Raw genomic sequence first — 20,595 nt, 5'->3', positions numbered from 1 at the left:
GATCCAGCCAGGCGGTGGCCTGGCGTTTAAGCCGGAAATGCCGGTAAAAGAGGGGAATCGGTTGATAAAAGGAGGAAATCTGCCGGTAAACTCCGGAAAAGTGCCGGTAAAAAGGTGAACTTCGCCGGTAAACCAGTTCAAAGTGCCGGTAACCAAAAACCCCCTCTCATAAGAGAACGAATAAAGCGGGAAAACCTCCTTGAAAAGAACGGTTCAGTTCCCAAAGCAAGGAAACACCACCCACACTCGGCTGCCCCCTAGATCTTTCATTATGAAAACGGTTTAAATAAGTTAAATTTTTATAAAAATAGGTCATTTTTTTAAAAGTGCGTGTTTGAAAGCGGTGTTATAGTTAAAACAACCAAATGAAAGCGTTAAAAATAGCAAATTGAAATAATATGATTTATAGGTCTTGAGGAGGGAACATCAATGGGGAATGAAAAGAAAATTTCAAGCGGTTTCATCTACTTTTTTGGGGCTTTCGGAGGCATTCTGTTTGGCTACGACATTGGCGTCATGACGGGGGCTTTGCCTTTTTTGGAAAATGACTGGAACCTTCATAACAACGCTGGCGCAATTGGCTGGATCACCTCTTCGGTCATGTTTGGCGCCATTTTCGGAGGCGCCTTGGCCGGACAGCTTTCTGACCGCTTAGGACGGCGCAAAATGATTTTAATCTCTGCCTTAATTTTTGTAATCGGATCCATTTTGTCAGGGATCGCCCCTCACAATGGGCAATTCTTCTTGATTGCGGTCCGGACATTATTAGGATTAGCCGTTGGTGCTGCTTCAGCACTGGTACCGGCCTATATGTCAGAAATGTCACCTGCACGGTTGCGCGGGCGGTTGTCAGGCATCAATCAAACGATGATTGTATCCGGGATGCTGCTTTCGTACATTGTGGACTATTTACTGAAAGGGCTGCCAGAAACCATGGCCTGGCGCTTGATGCTTAGTTTAGCAGCTGTACCCGCTTTGATCTTATTCATTGGCGTACTGCGGTTACCCGAATCACCACGCTTTTTAATCAAGAATCATAAGCTCGATGAAGCACGCAAGGTGTTAAGCTATATTCGCTCGAACAAAGAAGAAATCAATGCGGAAATCAAACAAATTCAAGAGACGGCTAAACAGGAAATGAAGGCAAACCAGAAAGCATCCTGGGGCACATTATTTAGCGGCAAATACCGCTATCTCGTCATGGCTGGTGTAGGGGTTGCGGCCTTCCAGCAATTCCAGGGCGCTAACGCGATTTTCTATTACATTCCGTTAATTGTAGAAAAAGCAACAGGACACTCAGCCAGTTCCGCGCTGTTATGGCCGATTATTCAAGGGGTTATTCTCGTCATCGGTTCATTGGTATTCCTGCTGATTGCGGACAAATTCAATCGCCGGACTTTATTGACCATCGGCGGAACGATCATGGGACTATCCTTTATTTTGCCAGCCATTTTGAATTCATTGATTCCGAATGCCAGCCCGATGATGATCGTTGTTTTCCTAAGTATTTATGTGGCGCTTTATTCCTTCACATGGGCCCCGTTAACCTGGGTTATCGTGGGAGAGATTTTCCCGCTGGCGATTCGCGGCCGTGCGTCAGGATTAGCTTCATCCTTTAACTGGATCGGTTCTTTCTTAGTGGGATTGCTATTCCCAATCATGACGGCTTCGATGCCGCAAGAAGCTGTGTTTGCCATCTTCGGGGTGATTTGTTTACTAGGTGTGTTATTTATCCGGACATGCGTCCCTGAAACGCGCGGACAGACTTTAGAGGAAATTGAGAAAATGGGAGAAAATAGATTAGCTAGCTGAAGAAAAAAGTGCGAAAACGGGCTGATGCAAAAACCAGTGAAGTGAACGATATCAGGTAATTTTGCGGGTTTATCAGCAAAAATTTGAATATATCAGTAAAAAAATCGATATATCGGTAAAAAAACAATATATCAGGAAAACCACAGGTACGGTTTGTTTAGAAAAGAAGCTTTCATTCTATGAAGCTTCTTTTTTTATGCATAAAGACATACAACATCTTGTTTAGAAAAATATTTATGCGTACAAATTAGTTTGAGGCTAACGATAGAGATCGAGTATACAGGGAAAAGTGGAGGTGAACCCGTTGGTTTAACTTGAAATTGCATAAATAAGTTATTTTCGTACGGTGTGGATAGATGGGGGAATGCAGGGAATTATTAATCGTAAAATTATATACGTACAATTATTAAATATATTGACAATTGTACGTATAAATGGTACTATCAACCTATACGAAAGCGGATACGTTTTTACAAATAACCTTACTACGATATTCTTTGAAAGGGCTTCATTAGAATCCTAGTAGAAAAATAGGGATTGCGAATGAGGAAAAACGCAAACGTTTTCTTAGATATTATTGAAGGGATGTATGAGAACAATGGCAGAAGAAATTTTGAATCCAATCGTATTACAGCGGGCAGATCCTTTTGTTTATAAACATACAGATGGATATTACTATTTCACTGGTTCTTATCCGCTATATGACCGAATTGTGTTAAGAAGAGCGAAACACCTAAATGATTTGCAGGAAGCCAAAGAAGTTGCCGTTTGGTGGAAACACGAAAACGGGCCATTGAGCCAATTGATCTGGGCCCCGGAAATCCATCGAGCAAATGGAAAATGGTATATCTATTTCGCGGCTGCACCTGATACCAATATTGATGATGACACATTTAACCATAGAATATATGTTCTTGAAAACGCCTCTGATAATCCGTTGGAGGGAACTTGGGTGGAAAAAGGGGAATTGAAGACTACCATGTCTACATTTTCATTGGATGCCACCACCTTCTTCCATAAAGGAGAACAATACCTCGTTTGGGCACAGCAGGATTTGGACATTATGGGCCATTCTAATCTTTACATCTCAAAGATGGAAAACCCTTGGACCTTGGCAACTGAACCGGTCATGCTTACGAAACCTGAATTGACATGGGAAATTCAAGGGTTTTGGGTAAATGAAGGCCCTGCCGTTTTAATCAAAAATGGAAAGGTATTCATTACTTATTCTGGAAGCGCCACCGGTGTGGATTATTGCATGGGCCTATTAACGGCAAATGCAGAGGATGACCTATTAAACCCTGCCTCATGGACAAAGAGTCAGGAACCAGTATTCCAAAGCTGTCCGGAAAATGGCCAATATGGACCAGGCCATAATAGCTTTACGGAATCAGAGGATGGCAAGGATACCATTTTGGTTTATCATGCCCGCAATTACACAGAGCTTGTCGGCGATCCGCTATATGAACCAAACCGTCAGGCCAGGGCACAAAAACTTGATTGGGATGAACAAGGAAATCCTATCTTTGGCGTTCCGGTACCTGATGCAAGATGGACACCTAAGACACCAGAAGTCTTGAAATAAAGGAGTGAATAAGATGAACAATTTAAAACAGATAAAGTTTTGGAATTTCGGCGGCATGTATTTCTTCTATTTTATGATTTGGGCGCTCATTTTTGGTTTCCTGCCATTCTGGCTGAATAAAACAGCGCATTTAAGTACAAGTGTTTCAGGCCTCGTATTCTCGGCAATGGCGGTAACAGCTTTAATTCTAGAGCCGATCTACGGAGTGATTCAAGATAGGCTCGGATTGAAAAAGTACCTATTTGGATTTGTTGTACTATGTCTGTTGTTTGTCGGACCATTTGTCCAGTTTGCCTTTTTGCCACTTCTACAGCTTAATGCCATATTCGGCGCCATTGTCGGCGGGGCATACTTAAGCCTATGTCTGAACGGCGGCGTTGGAGTGGTTGAGGCCTATATCGAGCGCGGTACCCGTGCCAACCATTATGAATATGGACATGTTCGGTTGTTTGGTTCGATTGCAGGCGGAACCGCAGCATTTATCGGTGGAATCATGTTTGTGCAAAACCCATACAGCATCTTCTGGGCCGGTACTTGCTCCGCCATTTTGCTTGGTGTGTTATTGTGGGCCCTTCGAGTGAAGGATGAAGAGATCGAAGGAACGAAATCTTCTGGAACTAAGAAGAAAGAAAACCCTGTAACAAAAGAAAATATGATGAATGTCTTTAAAAATAGAAGCTTCTGGGGGCTTTGCCTGATTATTATCGGCTCAGCCACGATGTTTGATGTATTTGACCAGCAGTTCCCGAACTATTTTGCCAGCTTTTTCGATGAGCAGTCACGAGGAGAGCTTGTATTTAGCCGAATTGCATCTGCCCAGGTATTTATTGAGGCCGGTTTCATGGTAGTGACTCCATGGTTTATCAATAAAATTGGCGCGAAAAATGGGTTGATCCTCGCAGGTGTCATTTTATTCGTACGTGTCATCGGCTCGGCATTCCTTACAGAAGTTTGGATGCTGGCATTCTGGAGACTGTTAGCCTCAATTGAAATGCCATTAATGCTGATTTCCATTATGAAATATATTACCGGCGTCTTTGATGTCCGTTTGTCTGCAACGGTTTATATGCTGGCATTCAACTTTGCCAAACAGATCGGGATTACGATTTTCTCTTCACTCATGGGAGTTTTATATGGCTCTATTGGATTCCAAAATTCCTATATCGTGATGGCTGTTGTTATTTTAGCATTTGTCATCGCTGGTGGATTGATTATGGCAAGCGAAAAATTTCATGCTGAAAAATCCTTGCAAATCCAGCGGAAAATCGCAAATTAAAAACTTATATGAACCATTTCAGCTAAAATGAATAAGGTGTCTGGCATCCACTGGTTTTGATAGGGACTGCCAGACACTTTTTTGTCTTATGATTATTATTAGGTTTTGGATAGATAAGATGGGGAATGGAAAGTTAGCTCCTGCTTATAATGTATCTGGTATATAGTTGACTAAATCAACTAAATACTATACTATATAATTAAAAATTCTGAATAGTAAGGAGAAACAGGATGGAAACCATTCAACATGTAGAAAAAATCCGGAAATTCAATCGGTACTATGCCAACGTTCTAGGGAAGATCGACCAAGAAATCTATCACAAACCGTTTCCTTTAACCGAAGCGCGGGTCATATCGGAACTCCATTCCAGAAATGGCTGCACCGCAACAGAAGTCAGAGAAAAACTTGGCATAGACCGCGGACAGATGAGCCGGATCGTTCAAAAATTAGAAGAAGAAAACATTATTTTGAAAAAACAAGCAACAGACGATAAACGCCAATACCTGCTATTTCTCACAGACGAAGGCAAACAAATCTATGCTAACTTAGTGGCAACAGCCAACCATGAAGTGGGAAAAATGATTCAGGACCTACCAAAACATGATGTGGCCCGGCTGACCGGTTCCATGGAAACAATCGAATCCATCTTCGCGAAAGAAACTCCTGCCCAGCCGAAGGTAACGATTCGCACATTTCAGCCGGGAGATGCTGGGTTCGTCGCTCAGCTGCATGGAACGTTATATGCCGAAACCTATCAATTTGGCCCCATTTTTGAATACTACGTCATGAAGGGCTTGACGGAATTTCTGCTCGACCATGATCGAGGAGAACTCTGGATTGCTGAAGTCGATGGAAAACCGGTTGGATCGATTGCCATCGCGAAGGCAACGGAGACGGATGCGCAGCTTAGATGGTTTATCATCGATGAACAGTATCAAGGACTGGGCATTGGCAAAAAGCTGATCGAGACGGCACTTCAATTCTGTAAAGCACAGCATTATCAGCATGTCTTTTTATGGACCGTCAACATTTTAGGTGCAGCGCGCCATCTATACAGCCGCTACGATTTTAGGCGGACAGAAGAAAAATCGAATCAGGAATGGACCAAAACCCCGATTGTGGAAGAACGCTGGGACTTAGACCTTACCAAGTGAGGCGCAAGGCGAGCCTGTTTAAAAAAAGCTATGTTAATCTGTTTTCGTTTACTTTGTTGTTTTATATGGGTAATTTTTTTAAACATGAAAGAGAACTTCATATTGGTGTGAAGTTCTCTTTTTGCAGTAAAGCTCCATCAATTTATAAAAGAGACAGGGTTAGTAATGATCCTTTAAAAATTCTACAATATCATGGTTAATTTTCACGAGATACTCTTCAGATGGGAAATGTCCCATATCATAAGTCTTATATGCAATTAAATTTGGAATGATTTCTCTAGCAGCTTTATTTAATTTACTTTCAGGAAAAAAGATATCCCTTTTTCCTGCTATGATTAAAGTGGGCGCGCTATAATGTGATAATTCTTCCTTTGTAGTTAATTTGGGCATATCCTGTTCAAGTCTAGTATATTTAAATACATCTCCAATAATATTTTTATCCATTTCTCTCATACTATTATTTGACATAGCATCCGTGATTTTATTGAGATATTTTTGTGATGAAGTACGATTAAATAAGACTAAAGGAAGTAAGATATCTTTAATCATTCTCATCTTAGAACCTAATCTTATTCCTGCTGGTGATACCAATATAGAACAGTCAATTTTATCTGGCATAAATGTGGCTAATCTTAAAATAATACCTGCACCGTAGGACGGACCAACAAATGCACTGCGATCTATATGAAAGTAATCCATAAGTTCCTTTATCCACTGGGCAAAACTATGGTCCTTCGCCGAAATTCTCCTTTCACTACTGTACCCTGGATGACCAATTGTATCTGGTGCATAAATTCTGTATTTATCTATGAGTGGTAAAAACCAAGATAAAGTCATTGGATTTATACAATTTCCACCCTGAAAAATAAAAATAGGCTTTCCTTCTGGCGGCCCTGCTACAAGAATATGTGTTTCACCATAACTTGTATCCACATATATCTGCTCGATATTAAAATCAAACATCTTTAGATAATGATCGTAATGTTGAGTAATATGCCTTTTCCCTTCATTTTTATAAATCGATCCTTTTCCCAAAAAACATCCTTCCCCCTATGCTTATAGAAATATAGGTCTATAAGTTTCATACTCAATTGGAAAACTCTTACAACCTAAGTTTATCATAGGTCACATCCATTGAGAACTGACAGCTTTCAACAAATTGATCTATTAATACTCGTTAGACCAGTGATCATCATGGTGTTATGGATGGCGATACTGCCGGATAAAATCTCTATCCACAGAGGATTATTCGACAGATCCATTGATAAAAAATATCCGTTTCTCTTAGGGCTTGTACCTTTTGTCATTTATAAATTTACATTTCAAAGAAAATAGGAGCAAAAGATGATGCGCAAGTGAAAACAGCTTGCGTTTTTCAATTCCGTTAAAATTTACTTATTGACATAAACAAGGACTCGTTATATGATGTAATTCGTAACAATTACGATTTGTAATTCCTACTAAACTTAAAAAATATGAAATAATTATCCCCTTTAAATCGTAATGATTTCGGATTATGGAAATGGAGGCAGAAAAAACCATGAAAAAAATGATGTTTGCATTAATTATTTTGCTGCTGGCCGTTAGCGGCTGCTCCAATGCGGCTTCAACGAAAGAAAAAGCATCGAAAAAGCTGCAGATTGTGACGACGTTTTATCCAATGTATTACTTTACCGAAAAAGTGGCCGGCGATCTAGCCGATGTGGAACTATTGATCCCAAATGGGGTAGAGCCCCACGATTGGGAGCCATCGACAAAGGATATGGCCAAAATCCAAGACGCGGACGTGTTCATTTACAACAGCCAATACTTTGAAACCTGGACTGAAAAAGTCCTAAAGAGTGTGAAGAACGACGAGTTAAAGGTAGTCGAGGCTTCCGACGGGATTGAGTTGATGGATGCACTGGAGACAGAGGAAGAGGACGACCATGAGCATGCGTCTTCTAAAGACCCCCATGTATGGCTGTCACCTGTTTTGGCCCAGCAAGAGGTGAAGACGATCGCCAAGGCATTAGAACAGGCAGACCCAGCCCACAAAGAGCAGTATCAACAGAATGCCGACGCGCTCAATTCCCAGCTTGTGGAGCTGGACCAGTTATACAAGGAAACAATCGATCAAGCCAAAACGAAGGAATTTGTGACACAGCATGCGGCGTTTGGTTATTTGGCTAATCAATATGGCTTAACGCAAATCCCAATTGCCGGATTGTCGCCAGATGTGGAACCGACGCTGCGCAAGCTTTCGGAATTAACGGAAATGACGAAAGAGAAAAACGTGAAGGTGATCTACTTTGAGGAGATGACCTCCGCCAAAGTGGCCAAAACGTTAGCAAAAGAAATCGGTGCGAAAACAGAGGTATTAAATCCGCTGGAAGGTCTGACAAAAGAAGAGCAGGATCAAGGGTTAGATTATATCGGTGTGATGGAAAAAAATCTGGAGGCCCTTAAACTGACCATTATGAATTAAAAAATAGCCCTCGAAAAAATGATTTTCGAGGGCCTCTCTATTTATATAAAGGGAGAGATAATGAATAAGTCTGGCTCTTTCATGACTGTATCTTACTTAATGCTTTGGATAATTATGAACCAAATGAATCGCACTGATAATTCGCTTATTGACCCATTCTCTATTTTTATCTGTATTTAAATTTTCAAAAACATTTTTTCTTCCTTCTTCGGTTGTTACATAGTGCGGCGGCAGATTGTTTAGGCTATAGGCGATTATGTCTGTTTTACACTTTTCACATTTGCAAAAAAGGCGATAGTCGGGACTTTGCAGCATAAAGGTAACTAAAGACTCAACAACTTCTTCCATAACATTGATGTATTGTTTCACGCTGAATCTCCTTTTATGTTTTAGAAACTAATATAGTTATCGTACGTTTTGCAAAAAACATTTAGTTTCTACTATTATCAACGTGAAAATTCACTGATATACTTTGCTTTTTAAACGCGCGTATCCAATAATAGACTTTGCTGCTGCTCTTTAGTGGCAGCGGCCATTTCTAAAAATTCTTCTGAAGGAATCTGTTTCAACACTTCCTTGGACTGATTATCGATGATTTGCACAAAATATTTCCCAGAATCCTCATGCATCTGAAACTCTATATGTGTAGAATTGAAAATTTGATTAAAATTTTTAATTGCATGTTGAACTCTTTCCTCTGTTGTCCCTGTACCATTTGCAGTTTGTGGGCGTTCATCCGCTGGTTTCGTTTGTTCCGGACTGCTTGGACTGCCTGTCTCACCACTATATTTAGTAGAATAGCTTTGGTTGTTTTGAAGATTGAATGTGGTTGAATGAATGCTCAAAACGTACATCCCCTTTTGATAAACTTATATACATAGACTAATCGGCTGAAATAGAAATTGGTATAGGGTGAAATATGGACCTAGCCGCTGTTTTCTAAACTTTTCCCTTCTAAAACCGATATTTCTTTTGGAATGGTGTTACCGATGATTGCAAAGGAATCATGCACATTCCTGGCCCCCATTTTTTACAACTTTATGTACCATTCTAAAGCCAACCCTTTGAGTTGGTTTTTTTGTTTAAAATATTAAACAAAATTCTAAGAATACCGATTATTTTAAACGTGCACTCTTTTATAGGAACTGGAACGATAGATAAGGTTCTGCCCTTTAATGAGTGTATGACATTGTCATTCAACAGAAATCGAATACAAACTGGGGGATAACTGCCATGAAATTCACAATCGGTAAAAAGTTGTTTTTTAGCTTTTTTTCTGTCCTGCTTATTCTTGGTGTAACAGTCATCATAAGTTTCACACAAATTACGAAGCTTGAAGGATCCTATGATGATTTGATCAATGATAAAGCAAAGAAACTCATTTTAATTGAAGAACTGAACGGAATTATAAAAAATGAAGAAGCTGATGTAAGAGGGTATTTACTCAGCGGGGACCAAAAATCTCTTGAGGATTTTAAAAAAGGGCATGAAGACTTCTTGACATCGAGTAAAAATCTGGAAAAATTGTTAAAGAATAAGCAAGCCAAGCAGCTGTTAAAGAGCTTAAAGACAACAGAAAGAGTATTTTTTAATTTGGGGAATCAACAAGTGTTATTTAAACAGCAAAATAACATAAACGATGTTGTTCAGCTATCAAACTCTCAAGACCAAGCAGTGATGAATACAATGGACCAGGAAATAGAACAGTTAAGTAAGCTGCAGCAAAGCATTCTAGATTCCGGTACGAAGGAAACGAACACGGAAGTGACTTCCGTCAAGACCTGGGTCATTATTTTGGGCATCCTCGCGATTGTTATAGGCGGCATCGTTTCAAATGTAATCAGACGAATGGTTTCAAAACCAATCGTGAAGCTAGCTGATATGGTAGAGAAGATAGCAGCGGGCGACCTCACTGTTGAAAACATTCAAATAAAAAATAGGGATGAAATTGGCCACTTAGCAAAATCATTCAATGAGATGGCTGCCAATCTGCGGGACTTGATTCAGCAAGTAAGAGTGAATGCAGAACAAGTGGCGTCCTCTTCCGAAGAGCTATCCGCAAGTGCAGAAGAAACAAGTGCTGCTTCTGTGCAAATTGGCATCACAATGCAGCATGTAGCGGAGGGCGTTACTAAACAAGTAAAGAGCGTAGAGGAAACCTCTCATACCATTAATGAAATGTCCATCGGAGTTCAGCAGATTGCCGATAACTCTCTAAGTGTTTCAAATAGTGCCGTCAATGCGTCCGACAAAGCGGCAGAAGGCAGTAAAATGATTGAAAGAGCCATTGAGCAAATGAATGCCATTAATGAAACCTTTATTGGACTCTCCAAAAAAATTGAAGGCTTGGGAGAACGATCAGGGCAGATTGGAAATGTGGTATCCGTGATTACGAACATTGCGGATCAAACCAATTTGCTGGCACTGAACGCTTCCATCGAAGCTGCGAGAGCGGGAGATCATGGCCGTGGATTTGCCGTTGTGGCCAATGAGGTCCGGAAGCTAGCCGAACAATCGGCCCACAACGCCGAACAGATTTCTAAGTTTATTTCGACAATGCAAAAAGAAACAAGAGAGTCGATTCAATCAATGGAGGCTGCTACGAATGAAGTATCTTCTGGAATCGAAGTCGTCAATACGGCGGGAACTTCATTTGAAGACATTAAAGAGGCCGTTACGATTGTAAAATATCAGATACAAGAAGTATCCGCAGCTGTACAAGAAATGGCTGGAAGCTCTGAGCAAATGGTTCAAACAATCCAGTCTATTAAGGAGGTTGCTGCATCTGCAGCATCCGGAACACAAGAGGTAGCAGCAGCAAGCCAGCAGCAGGCCTCAGCCATGCAGCAAGTAACAGAGTCGGCCACTTATTTATCCAGCATGGCAGAGGAACTGCAGAAGCATATTAACCGCTTTAAACTGTAGCACAAACTGTCGTTCCTAAAGGGACGATTATCAAATCGTTTGATGCTGTCGAGCGAACCAGCGCTGCAAAATTCTGGTAAAAAACTCCAATCAGCAAAATAGAAAGCGCAAGTGCCAGCCACTTGCGTTTTTTCATGCAATTTTATTGGAAGAAGGACAACATATTTTAAAAAGGAATGGAGATTTTAATCATGTAAAGGAGGGTGGAAATAGTGAGCAGATCCAAAATCATTTTAATGGGCATGGTCCTCATTTCTTGGATGACCGTCCCGTTTATTGGGTGGAAGAACATCAAAAAATTTCTGCCTTCGTCTTTTTTCGTATCCTTTATTCTCATGAACCTGTCGTACATTGGAACGAAGAAAAAATGGTGGGTTTTTGGGACAAGACTCACCCCCAATCTTAATCAAGAGCTTCCCTTTATTATCGGTCCATTTTTAGCGGGGTCCATGTGGATCTTTAAATGGACGTACGGAAAATTTTTGAAGTACACAGCCTTAAACACGGCCTTCGACTTGCTGTTCGCTTACCCGCTGACGTGGTTATTTAAAAAATATAACATCTTTTCACTCAAACGCATGAGCCATTTTTATTTCTTCTTAATGTTTTATAGTGTTTCGTTTATCATGTACGGATTTCAAAAAATATTTGGCCGTGACGAATAATCCAAGGGGGGCAGTTCTGAGGACCTACCCCTATTTTTGTGGAGAAGGAATTCTATTTTTCACCAGCTGCAGCACATCATAGGCCAAATACGATGCGGAAAAGACGAGGGAGGCGTCGATCACATTCCACAGCACACTATGGGTGACGCTCCCTTCACCGAGGCCGTCAAACAAGAGGTCGACCATGTCGATGAAAAACACATGAATCGTGTAAATCCCCAACGATCTGGCCCCGACTTTCGAAATCCATAACCCCTTGCCCAGATTTGGGCAAGTGATCGTCAATAGAAACAGGAATACCGTTAAGAAAATCGTTGATAAAAAATACTCGCCGTGCTTCGCTGACAGCACTTTCTCCAGCCAGTAGCCCTCCGCTGCCTGCAGCACCGCAAACAAACAAAACCCAATCAAATAAGTCCACTTACGGAAGCGCATCGGCTTTCGACAAGAGGCAAACGAGAAGCCCAAGGTTGTATAAAACAGGCCGATATACAGGGCATCACGTGTACTTTCCACTGGCAGCTCATAAAAATAGGCATACGACTGCCCGAACAGCCCGGCCACATTCAAGCCTAAACTGACCATCAGCAGAAAGCCGATTTTTTTCATCCGGAAACAACCATATAAAACCGTCATGCTCCATACAAGGGCAATCACAAACCACAGCTGGTAGCCGCTCGTTCCCTCCCCATAATAAAGCAGATTCCGGAGCGTCAAATTCTCGCGGTACTTGGATAACTCGCCACGGATGCTGCCGCCGTGCTCTAAATATATCCGGACAATATCATAGCCGATATAAAACAGCAGCCAGCAGAGATAAATCTTGAGGATTTTCCAAAGATACCGTTTAAAATAGGACCAAGAATGAGGGTTATCCTTCACCTTGAGGCCGAACAAATACCCCGAGGCCGCAAAAAAATACGGGACCGCAAACCGGGTAAAGTTATCGACAAAAAAGAACCCCAGCTCATGATCGCTAGGAAATGTATGAATCACCACGACTGCCGCAATGGCGAAAAACTTGAAAAAATCAATCGCATAATTCCTCTGCATGGCACCGGCCTCTATTCCTGACATCTTCAGTCATTCTATTATTACCGATATGCCAGGCATTATGAACAAAAAACCAGGCGATGCGCCTGGCTTAGCTAATCCGATTAACCCTTGAAATAGAGTAGAACAATCAAACCGATGATCAATCCAATGACCAAAATCGGGCCAATCCCTGTACTATAGACCACATAAATTCGGACATGGGTAAGGACATGCACAATAAATGCAAGCAGCAGGCAGCAGAGCAAAAGGATGATGATGTTGATATTCTTATTCCGATACAAAGAAACAGCCTCCGTCTTAGTATGGAATTTGGTGAAATCCTTATCTAAAGATATTTTCCTTTAGCCGTGAATATTCATGAAAATTGGAAACGGACGCCATCGGCCCTTGGGATATTCACTTCAGCCAAGTCAAATACTATTCAAAACATGGTGAGGTGATTTTTTTGAAAAAAGCATTATTCTTGATGTTCGGTTTGTCCCTGTTGTTCGGCTCATTTTCACAGCCATTGCATGCGGAAGCCCCTCGATTAACACCGGAGTGCATGGAGCAAAGGAAGGCCCGGGATGAGCAATTTACCCAGCAGGTGATCAAAGATGTCATTTCAAGCTTTCAGCTGGATATTGATGAACATCAGTACATCGAAGTGTCTGCCAGGGATTTAGATGCGGCCAATATGATTTACGGGGGGAAGGAAAAAGATGAGTACTATGATTCGTTGAAAAAGCATTTCTTTGTCGCCACCCGCGGAAATCCGCGATTGTTTGTCAGGCCGCAGGAGGCCTATGTCTTATACAAGAAGCCCGATAATACCAATGTGATGGTTCACTTGAAACTAGAAAAGGCCAGGTGGGAAGTAACCGGCCGGAACAAGAAAAAAGGCAGGGAGATTCCCTACAAGCTCCTTCCGTGTGAGATCGACTATCTCAAAAAGAAGAAGGAATTTTATTCGCAATGAGCGTGTGAAGGCACCGTACCACACGCCACCTTATACAGAAACATACACACGTTCCTCGGCCTCAGCAGGAGAGCCTTCCCCTTGTTTCGCCAGCGGGAATGAGAGGGTAAACTGGGTGCCTTGGTTGAGCTCGCTTTTGACGGCCCAGGTGCCGCCCATTTCTTTGATGATTTGCAGGGTGACCATAATGCCAAGCCCGGTTCCTTTCTCCTTGGTGGAATAGTAGGGCAGGCCGAGATTTTCAATCTGCTGCGAGGTCATGCCGGTTCCGTCATCGGTAATGATGACTAGGACACTATCCCCCTTTTTGCGGAGGGTCATCTCGACGAATCCTGATGGGCTGGCGGCTTCAATCGCGTTCTTGATCAAATTGACAAGCATTTGCTGGACACGCCCTGGAACCCCTAAGACAACGGCATGGTGATCGTTCGTAAATTTCACCTCCACGTTTTCCATCAAGGAATACGAGGAAAGGGATTTAACTGATTGGGAAGCAATCCAGCTCAGATTCACCGGGCGCAGTTTTTCCTGGTCGAAGTTCTTGCCTAATGATAAATAGTCCGAAATGATTTTATTGGCCCGGTCCAGCTCCATCAAACAAACCGAAAGATAGCTCCGCTCAGACTCCGACAGGGCGGTGGAGGTGGACAGCAGCTGGACAAAACCGCGGACGCTTGTCATTGGGTTTCTGATTTCATGCGCCACACTGGCGGCCATCTGCCCGACCACCTGGAGCTTCTCGTTTTTCCGGATTTCATTTAATAGCTTGCTTTTCTCCGAGTACGACTCTAGCAGGTGGACTGCAAGCCAAACGGTAATCCCATTGGCGGCAATATAAACGCCGTAAATGATAAGCCGGATCTTGGTGACAGGGACATCTAATATCAACGATCCGATATAGGGAATCGAATAAGCCGTAAAGCCCAAGAAAACGATCGACATGCCGATTTTCTTCGGCCGGCTCCAATTTTTAAAATGAAGGCGGAATTTAAGAATGACGAGCGTGCAGATGAACAACACGACAAAGGCCGGAACCATCCCGGGCCCGCCAGCTATAAAACGAATCACGACAAAAAAGGCTGATACGAGGAATCCAACGGCTGGACCGCCGTATAAAAATGCCAGAAACCAAGGAACCATCCGCAGATCGAGATAGATTCCCTCTTCGATTTTTATCGTAAACACGACACAAAGTGACACGGTCGTTGCGCAAACCGCAAACCAATAGGCGGCCTCGAGCTTATGGCCCATTCTTTTATCGCTCATGATGGCTTGATAAAGAATAATCGGGAACAGCACCATCAACATTTGCAGCAGGATATGGTCATATTGAATCATCATGGTATGTACCTCATCACCGATCTATCAATTTATCACTAAAAATTCGCTGTTATTCGAGAAAATCCTCCTTTATTTTTCTTATTCCTGCATTTTCCATCTGTTGAGGCGCGCGCGTGTCATTTCAGGAATTCCCTGTCAATTGGGTTTTAAATTATTTTAAAAATGTACTATAATTTAAATAGTAAAATAACTTTTAAATAGATAAAGGCAAACCATTCGAAAGATTGGGACGCAAAGCTCCAGGTCTAAGGTGTCGAACTATGACGGCTGAGCTGCCTAAAATAGTCCATATTTTAGGGGGATATAGTTGTGGCTGCTCTTGCTTACGAACAATATTTAGATGTGAAAGAACTAAGTGATGAAAAGTTAGTAGAGCTATATGTGACAGGTATATTGGAAAAGTATGATCATGAATATCAATTTTTAGAAGCAGAACTATTCGAAAGAAGGTTATTCTTGGTGGCCTTGGAACGGTATGATGATCAAAAGGGGTTTTTTCAATTAAGCGCAACGGGGTCCTAAGTAAAGGCCGCGGCTGGCAGGGGAGCTTCCGCTGCCTTTTTCTTGTGGCTCTGTTTAGGGTTCATTGTTGATTTTCGTGGTAGGAGAATGAATAGGCGGAGAATTTCCTTCTATTGTAGATGGAGGGGTGTTAAGAAGCCGATATAAGCGGAGAAATTCCTCTTAACAGCTCTAAATCAGCCAAAATTCACGGTTTTGGATACAATAAACGGAAAAAACTCTCTTATTTTTAAGGAAATACCCATATTTCCTGATTTAAGAGGAATTTTTCCGTTTATTTTCAAGCACAGAAAATCAACGTTCAGTTAAAACATTGATTTATGGAATAGATACAAGAGAGCTTTCCTGGGAGGCAAGAGACCCGTCCTCCTGCGCCAGCGGGAAGGTAAGGGTGAACTGGGTGCCTTGGTTGAGCTGGCTTTTGACGGTCCAGGTACCGCCCATTTCTTTAATGATTTGCAGGGTGACCATGATGCCAAGCCCGGTTCCTTTTTCCTTCGTGGAATAGTAGGGCAGGCCGAGGTTCTCAATCTGCTGGGTAGTCATGCCGGTTCCGTTATCGGTAATGGTGGCCTCGACGGACTCCTCCTTTTTGCGGAGTGTTACCTGGACTAGTCCTGACGGGCTGGCGGCTTCAATCGCGTTCTTGATCAAATTGACGAGCATTTGCTGGACCCGCCCTGGAATCCCTAAGACGATGGCTTTGTGATCGATCGTAAATTTCACCTCCACGTTCTCCATTAAGGAATAGGAGGAAAGGGAGTTAACCGATTGGGAAGCAATCCAGCTTAGGTTAACCGGACAGAGCTTTTCTTGGTCCAAGCTCTTGCCTAACGATAAATAGTCGGAAATGATTTTATTGGCCCGGTCCAGCTCCATCAGACAAACCGAAAGATAGCCTTTTTCTGAATCAGAAAGGCTGGAGGAGGTCGACAACAGCTGGACAAAACCGCGGACGCTTGTCATCGGATTCCTGATTTCATGCGCCACACTGGCGGCCATCTGCCCAACTACATGGAGCTTCTCATTTTTCCGGATTTCATTTAATAGCTCGGTCTTCTCCCGGTACGACTCCAATAGGTGAACCGTCAGCCAAACCGTGATGCTATTGGCGGCAGTAAAAATAATGTAGACCAACAATCGGACCTTCGTGGTCATGACATCCAGAAGCAGCGCTCCGGATATGATTAACGCAAGCGAGGTTAGGACCAAAAATGCGATAGACATATAGATTTTTTTCGGCCGGTTCCAATTAGTAAATTGCATCTTAAATCGAATCATGACGAGACAGCCGGCGAACATCACCAGAAATGCCGTAATCATTCCATTTCCGCCCATCAAAAACCGGATGACGATAAAAAAAGCGGATACAAGGAGCCCTACTCCCCGGCCGCCATAAATAAAGGCTAAAAACCATGGAATCATCCGAAGATCGAGATAGATTCCCTCTTCTAATTGAATCGAAAAAACAATGCAAAGAGACACGGTAATCGCACAAACCGCAAACCAATAGGCGGTTTCAGCCTTTTGGCTCATTTTTTTATCGCTCATGATGGCCTGATAAAGAATGATCGGGAACAGCACCATCAGCATCTGCAGCAGGATATAATCATAATGAATGTTCATGGAATGTACCTACCGATCTAAAAATTAACACCACTAAACTATTCTCTGTCATTCGAGCCATTCCTTTTTCCTCATGCCAAAAACTAAAAAAGAGGCATTTTTTCACACGACTATTATAACATGGACGCTCCCTAAAAGGCTGATGGTGTAAAAAAAGGAATTATTTATCAAAAGGGGGCGGCTCTTCCAATGAAGAACCGTCCCCGCTGTTTCACCCCAGATACACCAATTCCTTCAACTCATCGGTCGAAAGCTCGGTGATCCAATTTTCGCTCTGGATGATTTGGTCGTTCAAAAATTGCTTCTTCTCCAGCATGGCATCAATTTTTTCCTCCAGCGTTCCGGTGCAAATCAGCTTGTGGACGTGGACGAACCGCGATTGACCGATGCGGTAGGCCCGGTCTGTCGCCTGATTCTCAACGGCCGGATTCCACCAGCGGTCATAATGGATCACATGGTTCGCCGCCGTAAGGTTGAGCCCAGTGCCGCCCGCTTTCAGCGACAGCAGGAACACAGGGAACTCGCCGTTCTGGAACCGTTCAATCATCGTATCACGCTGTGTTTTCGCCACACTTCCATTCAGGAACGGCACCTCGACCCCAAACTTCTTCTTCACCGCAGTCCGGATCATCTCGCCCATTTCGATATATTGGGTAAAAATCAAACAGCTCTCGCCCGAATCCAACACCGCATCGACGAGCTCGACCAGCTTCTCCAGTTTATTCGAACGATCCAGCAGCTGCCGTCCCGCTGCGTGTTCCTTCAAATATAATGCCGGATGGTTGCACAGCTGCTTCAGGCGGCTGAGCATCTGCAAAATCAGCCCCTTGCGTTCAAACCCAGTCAGCTTCTCAATCTCGGCAAACGTATCGTGGATCAGCTGCTCATACAGCGAAGCCTGCTCGGCGGTCAGCGGGATATACTCTTTTTGCTCCAGCTTATCCGGCAGGTTGAGCGCCACTTCTTCGTCCTTCTTCGTGCGGCGCAGCAGGAATGGCCGGATCAACGCTTGCAGCTGCTGAATCTTTTCCTTCTTCTCACCCTTTTCAATCGGGATGATAAACCGCTTCTGGAACTGCCCCAGGCTGCCAAGATAGCCATGATTGGTAAAATCAAAGATCGACCACAGCTCGGACAGGCGGTTTTCCATCGGAGTGCCTGTCAAAGCAATATGATGCCGCCCGCGCAGCCTGCGGACCGCCTTTGACTGCTTGGTTTGGGCGTTCTTGATGTTCTGCGCCTCATCGATGGCAATCGCGCTCCACAGCATCGAGCCAAACTCTTCGGAATCGAGATGGCTCAGCCCATAGGAGGTCAGCACGACATCGGCCTCCAGCGCTTTTTGCGAAAAATCATCCTGCTTTGGGCGGTTGGAACCGTAATGCAAATAGACCTTCAGCTCCGGCGCAAACCGCTCGAGCTCCTTCTGCCAGTTTCCCAGTACGGAAGTCGGGCAGATAATCAACGATGCGTTTGTCTGCTTCTTTAGTGAGGAGTCTCCAGCCTCTGCCAATTCCGGCTGCGAATGCTTTTTGACGAGCAGCAGATAGGAAATCAGCTGAATCGTTTTTCCGAGGCCCATGTCATCGGCCAAAATCGCGCCAAATCCATGCTGCCGCAAAAACCACAGCCAGCTCATCCCCAGCTGCTGGTAGGGGCGGAGCTCGCCGTTCAGCCCTTCAGGCACAGCCTCGAGTGGAATTTCATTGGTCTCTGACAGCTGCTTGACCATCTGTTTCCACTGCCGGTTCAACTCGATTTGAATTTTCGCAAATGCCTTTGGATTTTCCAGATCTTCTTCGGTTGCCTCTGGGTCAACCAATTCCTGCTCGAGCAAATCCCGGACATGCAAGCCCTCTTTTTCGGCGCGCTTCATCAAATCCTGAATTTGGCGGATAAACTGCGGGTCCAGCTTGACCCAGCGGCCGCGGACATACACGAGCCGGCGCTTTTCCTCGACCAGCTTGCCAAATTCCTCCTCAGACAGATCGACTCCGTTCATCGAGAACCGCCAGTTAAAATCAAGCATCGCATCAAGTCCGACAAACGATGGCCGGTGGCTGGAGCTTCCTTTTACGGACGCCTTCACCTTCAGGCTGGCATTTTTCATGGCCTGCCACCAGGAAGGGAGGAGGATTTCCACATCGAGTGCCAGCAGTGTCTCACTGACCTCGGTTAAAAACAGCCAGGCCTCCTCCTCGGTGAGCTCGTTTTTCAGCGGAGCAGGAGCGGCGTCATCGCCATCATATTCACCAAGCCAGGGAATTAGCCGCACCCAGCGGTCCTGCTCGCGATCGACCCGGTCTAAGTACGGACGCCATTTTGCCGGGATTTGCTTCACCGCTTCGACATCGACAATCTGGTCCGGATTTTTCTTTCCGCGCAAAAACACATCGAGCGTCCAATTGCCTTCGCCATCAACCGGTTCATCCAAGCGCAGGCCAATTGTAAACGGCGTGTCACTCTCGGTAATCCCGACCCACTCAGCCCAGCTTTCCTCATCAAAATAACGGGCCAGCTCCCGGCCGGAAATGTTCTGCCTCCGCAGCAAATCGAGCTTCGGACCAAACAGCTCCTTCATCGCCGAATTCCGCGTCAAATAAGCATCCAGCGCACTGTTGTACAAATCAGAAAGATACTCTTTTGCGGTCCATGGGGACGGTTCTCCTGGCTCATTGCTGGCGACTTCCTGCTCAAAGAACGAGGGCAGGAATTCCTCTTTGACCCGTTCTGGCAGCTTCCAGCGAAATTCGCCGTTCTCCCATACCGTAAAATCGGGAAGCCAGTCTTTTTCGATGATGCCTTCGAACATGGATTGCGAGGCGGCCAGGCAGATTTCGGATTGGTCATTCCAGTCCCATTCGATAAACCGGTTAAAGGATTCTTTGGCAAAAAGGGAAACCAGCTGCCAGCCGTTCACGGCCACACCCTCCCTGTCATCCATGGTCACGGTCTCCAGCAGTGTCCCAAAGAAGCTTTCTTCATGGCTGCCAAACACGATATTTTTCCACTCGGATACGGGGAGAGGCTCACCGGTTTCGTCTTGGGCCGCGAGAAGAAAGCGGTTCTCTTCTATTTTAATTGTCAGCAATTTCATAAACCTGGATCTCAGCATGGTGTTGCGTGCTCCTTCTATCGGGGCCAGTATAACCCCTTTAAAATAACGTATAACAAAATGTTAGTTTCACTGTGTTTGAAAAATAAGCGG

Annotated in this window: 17 protein-coding genes and 1 riboswitch; of the genes, 9 read left to right on the top strand and 8 right to left on the bottom strand. The window is 43.9% G+C overall.

Annotation, left to right across the window (positions count from 1 at the left end; genetic code table 11):
* Positions 1–429: 429 nt before the first annotated feature.
* The 4 genes from NFS43_RS13915 to NFS43_RS13900 all read left to right on the top strand — a co-directional run bounded on the left by NFS43_RS13915 (position 430) and on the right by NFS43_RS13900 (position 5,827).
* Complete coding sequence (locus NFS43_RS13915; RefSeq protein ID WP_251552280.1) at positions 430–1,812, top strand: sugar porter family MFS transporter; 1,383 nt, start codon at positions 430–432, stop codon at positions 1,810–1,812.
* Between the two features lie 589 nt (positions 1,813–2,401).
* Positions 2,402–3,397, top strand: a complete 996-nt coding sequence (locus NFS43_RS13910; protein ID WP_420910334.1) for a glycoside hydrolase family 43 protein — start codon at positions 2,402–2,404, stop codon at positions 3,395–3,397.
* 13 nt (positions 3,398–3,410) lie between these two features.
* On the top strand, positions 3,411–4,673 hold the full coding sequence (locus tag NFS43_RS13905) for an oligosaccharide MFS transporter (protein WP_251552278.1): 1,263 nt from the start codon (positions 3,411–3,413) through the stop codon (positions 4,671–4,673).
* Positions 4,674–4,903: 230 nt separating this feature from the next.
* Positions 4,904–5,827, top strand: coding sequence for a bifunctional helix-turn-helix transcriptional regulator/GNAT family N-acetyltransferase (locus NFS43_RS13900; protein WP_251552276.1), 924 nt, complete (start codon positions 4,904–4,906; stop codon positions 5,825–5,827).
* Between the two features lie 159 nt (positions 5,828–5,986).
* Here NFS43_RS13900 and NFS43_RS13895 read toward each other — a convergent pair whose 3' ends face one another.
* On the bottom strand, positions 5,987–6,862 hold the full coding sequence (locus tag NFS43_RS13895; RefSeq protein ID WP_251552275.1) for an alpha/beta fold hydrolase: 876 nt from the start codon (positions 6,860–6,862) through the stop codon (positions 5,987–5,989).
* A 505-nt stretch (positions 6,863–7,367) separates the two neighbouring features.
* Between NFS43_RS13895 and NFS43_RS13890 the strand changes: the two genes are divergently transcribed.
* Positions 7,368–8,294: a metal ABC transporter substrate-binding protein gene (locus NFS43_RS13890; protein WP_251552274.1), complete on the top strand. Its 927-nt coding sequence runs from the start codon at positions 7,368–7,370 to the stop codon at positions 8,292–8,294.
* Between the two features lie 96 nt (positions 8,295–8,390).
* On the opposite strand, the gene NFS43_RS13885 is transcribed toward NFS43_RS13890, so the two are convergent.
* Both NFS43_RS13885 and NFS43_RS13880 read right to left on the bottom strand, forming a co-directional pair.
* Positions 8,391–8,663 carry a late competence development ComFB family protein gene (locus NFS43_RS13885; RefSeq protein ID WP_251552273.1) on the bottom strand — a complete coding sequence of 91 codons (273 nt, stop codon included), beginning with the start codon at positions 8,661–8,663 and terminating at the stop codon, positions 8,391–8,393.
* 110 nt (positions 8,664–8,773) lie between these two features.
* Entirely contained in the window at positions 8,774–9,139 is a 366-nt protein-coding gene (locus tag NFS43_RS13880; protein ID WP_251552272.1) for a flagellar protein FlaG, read from the bottom strand.
* 388 nt (positions 9,140–9,527) lie between these two features.
* Between NFS43_RS13880 and NFS43_RS13875 the strand changes: the two genes are divergently transcribed.
* Together NFS43_RS13875 and NFS43_RS13870 are read left to right on the top strand one after the other, a co-directional pair.
* Positions 9,528–11,219: a methyl-accepting chemotaxis protein gene (locus NFS43_RS13875; RefSeq protein WP_251552271.1), complete on the top strand. Its 1,692-nt coding sequence runs from the start codon at positions 9,528–9,530 to the stop codon at positions 11,217–11,219.
* Positions 11,220–11,431: 212 nt separating this feature from the next.
* Complete coding sequence (locus NFS43_RS13870; RefSeq protein ID WP_251552270.1) at positions 11,432–11,884, top strand: hypothetical protein; 453 nt, start codon at positions 11,432–11,434, stop codon at positions 11,882–11,884.
* 30 nt (positions 11,885–11,914) lie between these two features.
* On the opposite strand, the gene NFS43_RS13865 is transcribed toward NFS43_RS13870, so the two are convergent.
* Together NFS43_RS13865 and NFS43_RS13860 are read right to left on the bottom strand one after the other, a co-directional pair.
* The gene (locus NFS43_RS13865) at positions 11,915–12,961 is read right to left on the bottom strand and encodes an acyltransferase (RefSeq protein WP_251552269.1); all 1,047 of its coding nucleotides are present in this window, start codon (positions 12,959–12,961) and stop codon (positions 11,915–11,917) included.
* A gap of 80 nt (positions 12,962–13,041) precedes the next feature.
* Complete coding sequence (locus NFS43_RS13860; RefSeq protein WP_251552268.1) at positions 13,042–13,221, bottom strand: hypothetical protein; 180 nt, start codon at positions 13,219–13,221, stop codon at positions 13,042–13,044.
* Between the two features lie 164 nt (positions 13,222–13,385).
* Here NFS43_RS13860 and NFS43_RS13855 point away from each other — a divergent pair, with 164 nt between their 5' ends.
* Positions 13,386–13,898, top strand: a complete 513-nt coding sequence (locus tag NFS43_RS13855; protein WP_251552267.1) for a hypothetical protein — start codon at positions 13,386–13,388, stop codon at positions 13,896–13,898.
* Between the two features lie 30 nt (positions 13,899–13,928).
* On the opposite strand, the gene NFS43_RS13850 is transcribed toward NFS43_RS13855, so the two are convergent.
* On the bottom strand, positions 13,929–15,239 hold the full coding sequence (locus NFS43_RS13850) for an ATP-binding protein (protein ID WP_251552266.1): 1,311 nt from the start codon (positions 15,237–15,239) through the stop codon (positions 13,929–13,931).
* 196 nt (positions 15,240–15,435) lie between these two features.
* Positions 15,436–15,519: riboswitch (cyclic di-GMP riboswitch) on the top strand.
* Between the two features lie 29 nt (positions 15,520–15,548).
* On the opposite strand from NFS43_RS13850, the gene NFS43_RS13845 reads away from it, so the two are divergent.
* Positions 15,549–15,761 (top strand): hypothetical protein, encoded by a 213-nt coding sequence (locus tag NFS43_RS13845; protein WP_251552265.1) that lies wholly within the window; start codon positions 15,549–15,551, stop codon positions 15,759–15,761.
* A 318-nt stretch (positions 15,762–16,079) separates the two neighbouring features.
* Here the strand turns inward: NFS43_RS13845 and NFS43_RS13840 are convergent, their stop codons facing one another.
* Together NFS43_RS13840 and NFS43_RS13835 are read right to left on the bottom strand one after the other, a co-directional pair.
* Positions 16,080–17,387: an ATP-binding protein gene (locus NFS43_RS13840; RefSeq protein WP_251552264.1), complete on the bottom strand. Its 1,308-nt coding sequence runs from the start codon at positions 17,385–17,387 to the stop codon at positions 16,080–16,082.
* Between the two features lie 211 nt (positions 17,388–17,598).
* Positions 17,599–20,502 carry a DEAD/DEAH box helicase gene (locus NFS43_RS13835; protein WP_251552261.1) on the bottom strand — a complete coding sequence of 968 codons (2,904 nt, stop codon included), beginning with the start codon at positions 20,500–20,502 and terminating at the stop codon, positions 17,599–17,601.
* Between the last annotated feature and the right edge of the window lie 93 nt (positions 20,503–20,595).

Origin of the sequence: Neobacillus muris (assembly GCF_943193175.1) — a bacterium.
GTDB lineage: Bacteria > Bacillota > Bacilli > Bacillales > Cytobacillaceae > Neobacillus > Neobacillus muris.
The sequence above is the reverse complement of the archived record's forward strand: the minus strand, read 5'-3'. Positions and strand labels throughout refer to the sequence as shown.

Excerpts from the sequence above, each read along its gene's own strand:
- NFS43_RS13875 (WP_251552271.1), top strand. The coding sequence starts at position 9,528 with ATGAAATTCACAATCGGTAAAAAGTTGTTTTTTAGCTTTTTTTCTGTC.
- NFS43_RS13915 (WP_251552280.1), top strand. The coding sequence starts at position 430 with ATGGGGAATGAAAAGAAAATTTCAAGCGGTTTCATCTACTTTTTTGGG.
- NFS43_RS13905 (WP_251552278.1), top strand. The coding sequence starts at position 3,411 with ATGAACAATTTAAAACAGATAAAGTTTTGGAATTTCGGCGGCATGTAT.
- NFS43_RS13835 (WP_251552261.1), bottom strand. The coding sequence starts at position 20,502 with ATGCTGAGATCCAGGTTTATGAAATTGCTGACAATTAAAATAGAAGAG.
- NFS43_RS13850 (WP_251552266.1), bottom strand. The coding sequence starts at position 15,239 with ATGATGATTCAATATGACCATATCCTGCTGCAAATGTTGATGGTGCTG.
- NFS43_RS13910 (WP_420910334.1), top strand. The coding sequence starts at position 2,402 with ATGAGAACAATGGCAGAAGAAATTTTGAATCCAATCGTATTACAGCGG.
- NFS43_RS13865 (WP_251552269.1), bottom strand. The coding sequence starts at position 12,961 with ATGTCAGGAATAGAGGCCGGTGCCATGCAGAGGAATTATGCGATTGAT.
- NFS43_RS13900 (WP_251552276.1), top strand. The coding sequence starts at position 4,904 with ATGGAAACCATTCAACATGTAGAAAAAATCCGGAAATTCAATCGGTAC.
- NFS43_RS13890 (WP_251552274.1), top strand. The coding sequence starts at position 7,368 with ATGAAAAAAATGATGTTTGCATTAATTATTTTGCTGCTGGCCGTTAGC.
- NFS43_RS13840 (WP_251552264.1), bottom strand. The coding sequence starts at position 17,387 with ATGAACATTCATTATGATTATATCCTGCTGCAGATGCTGATGGTGCTG.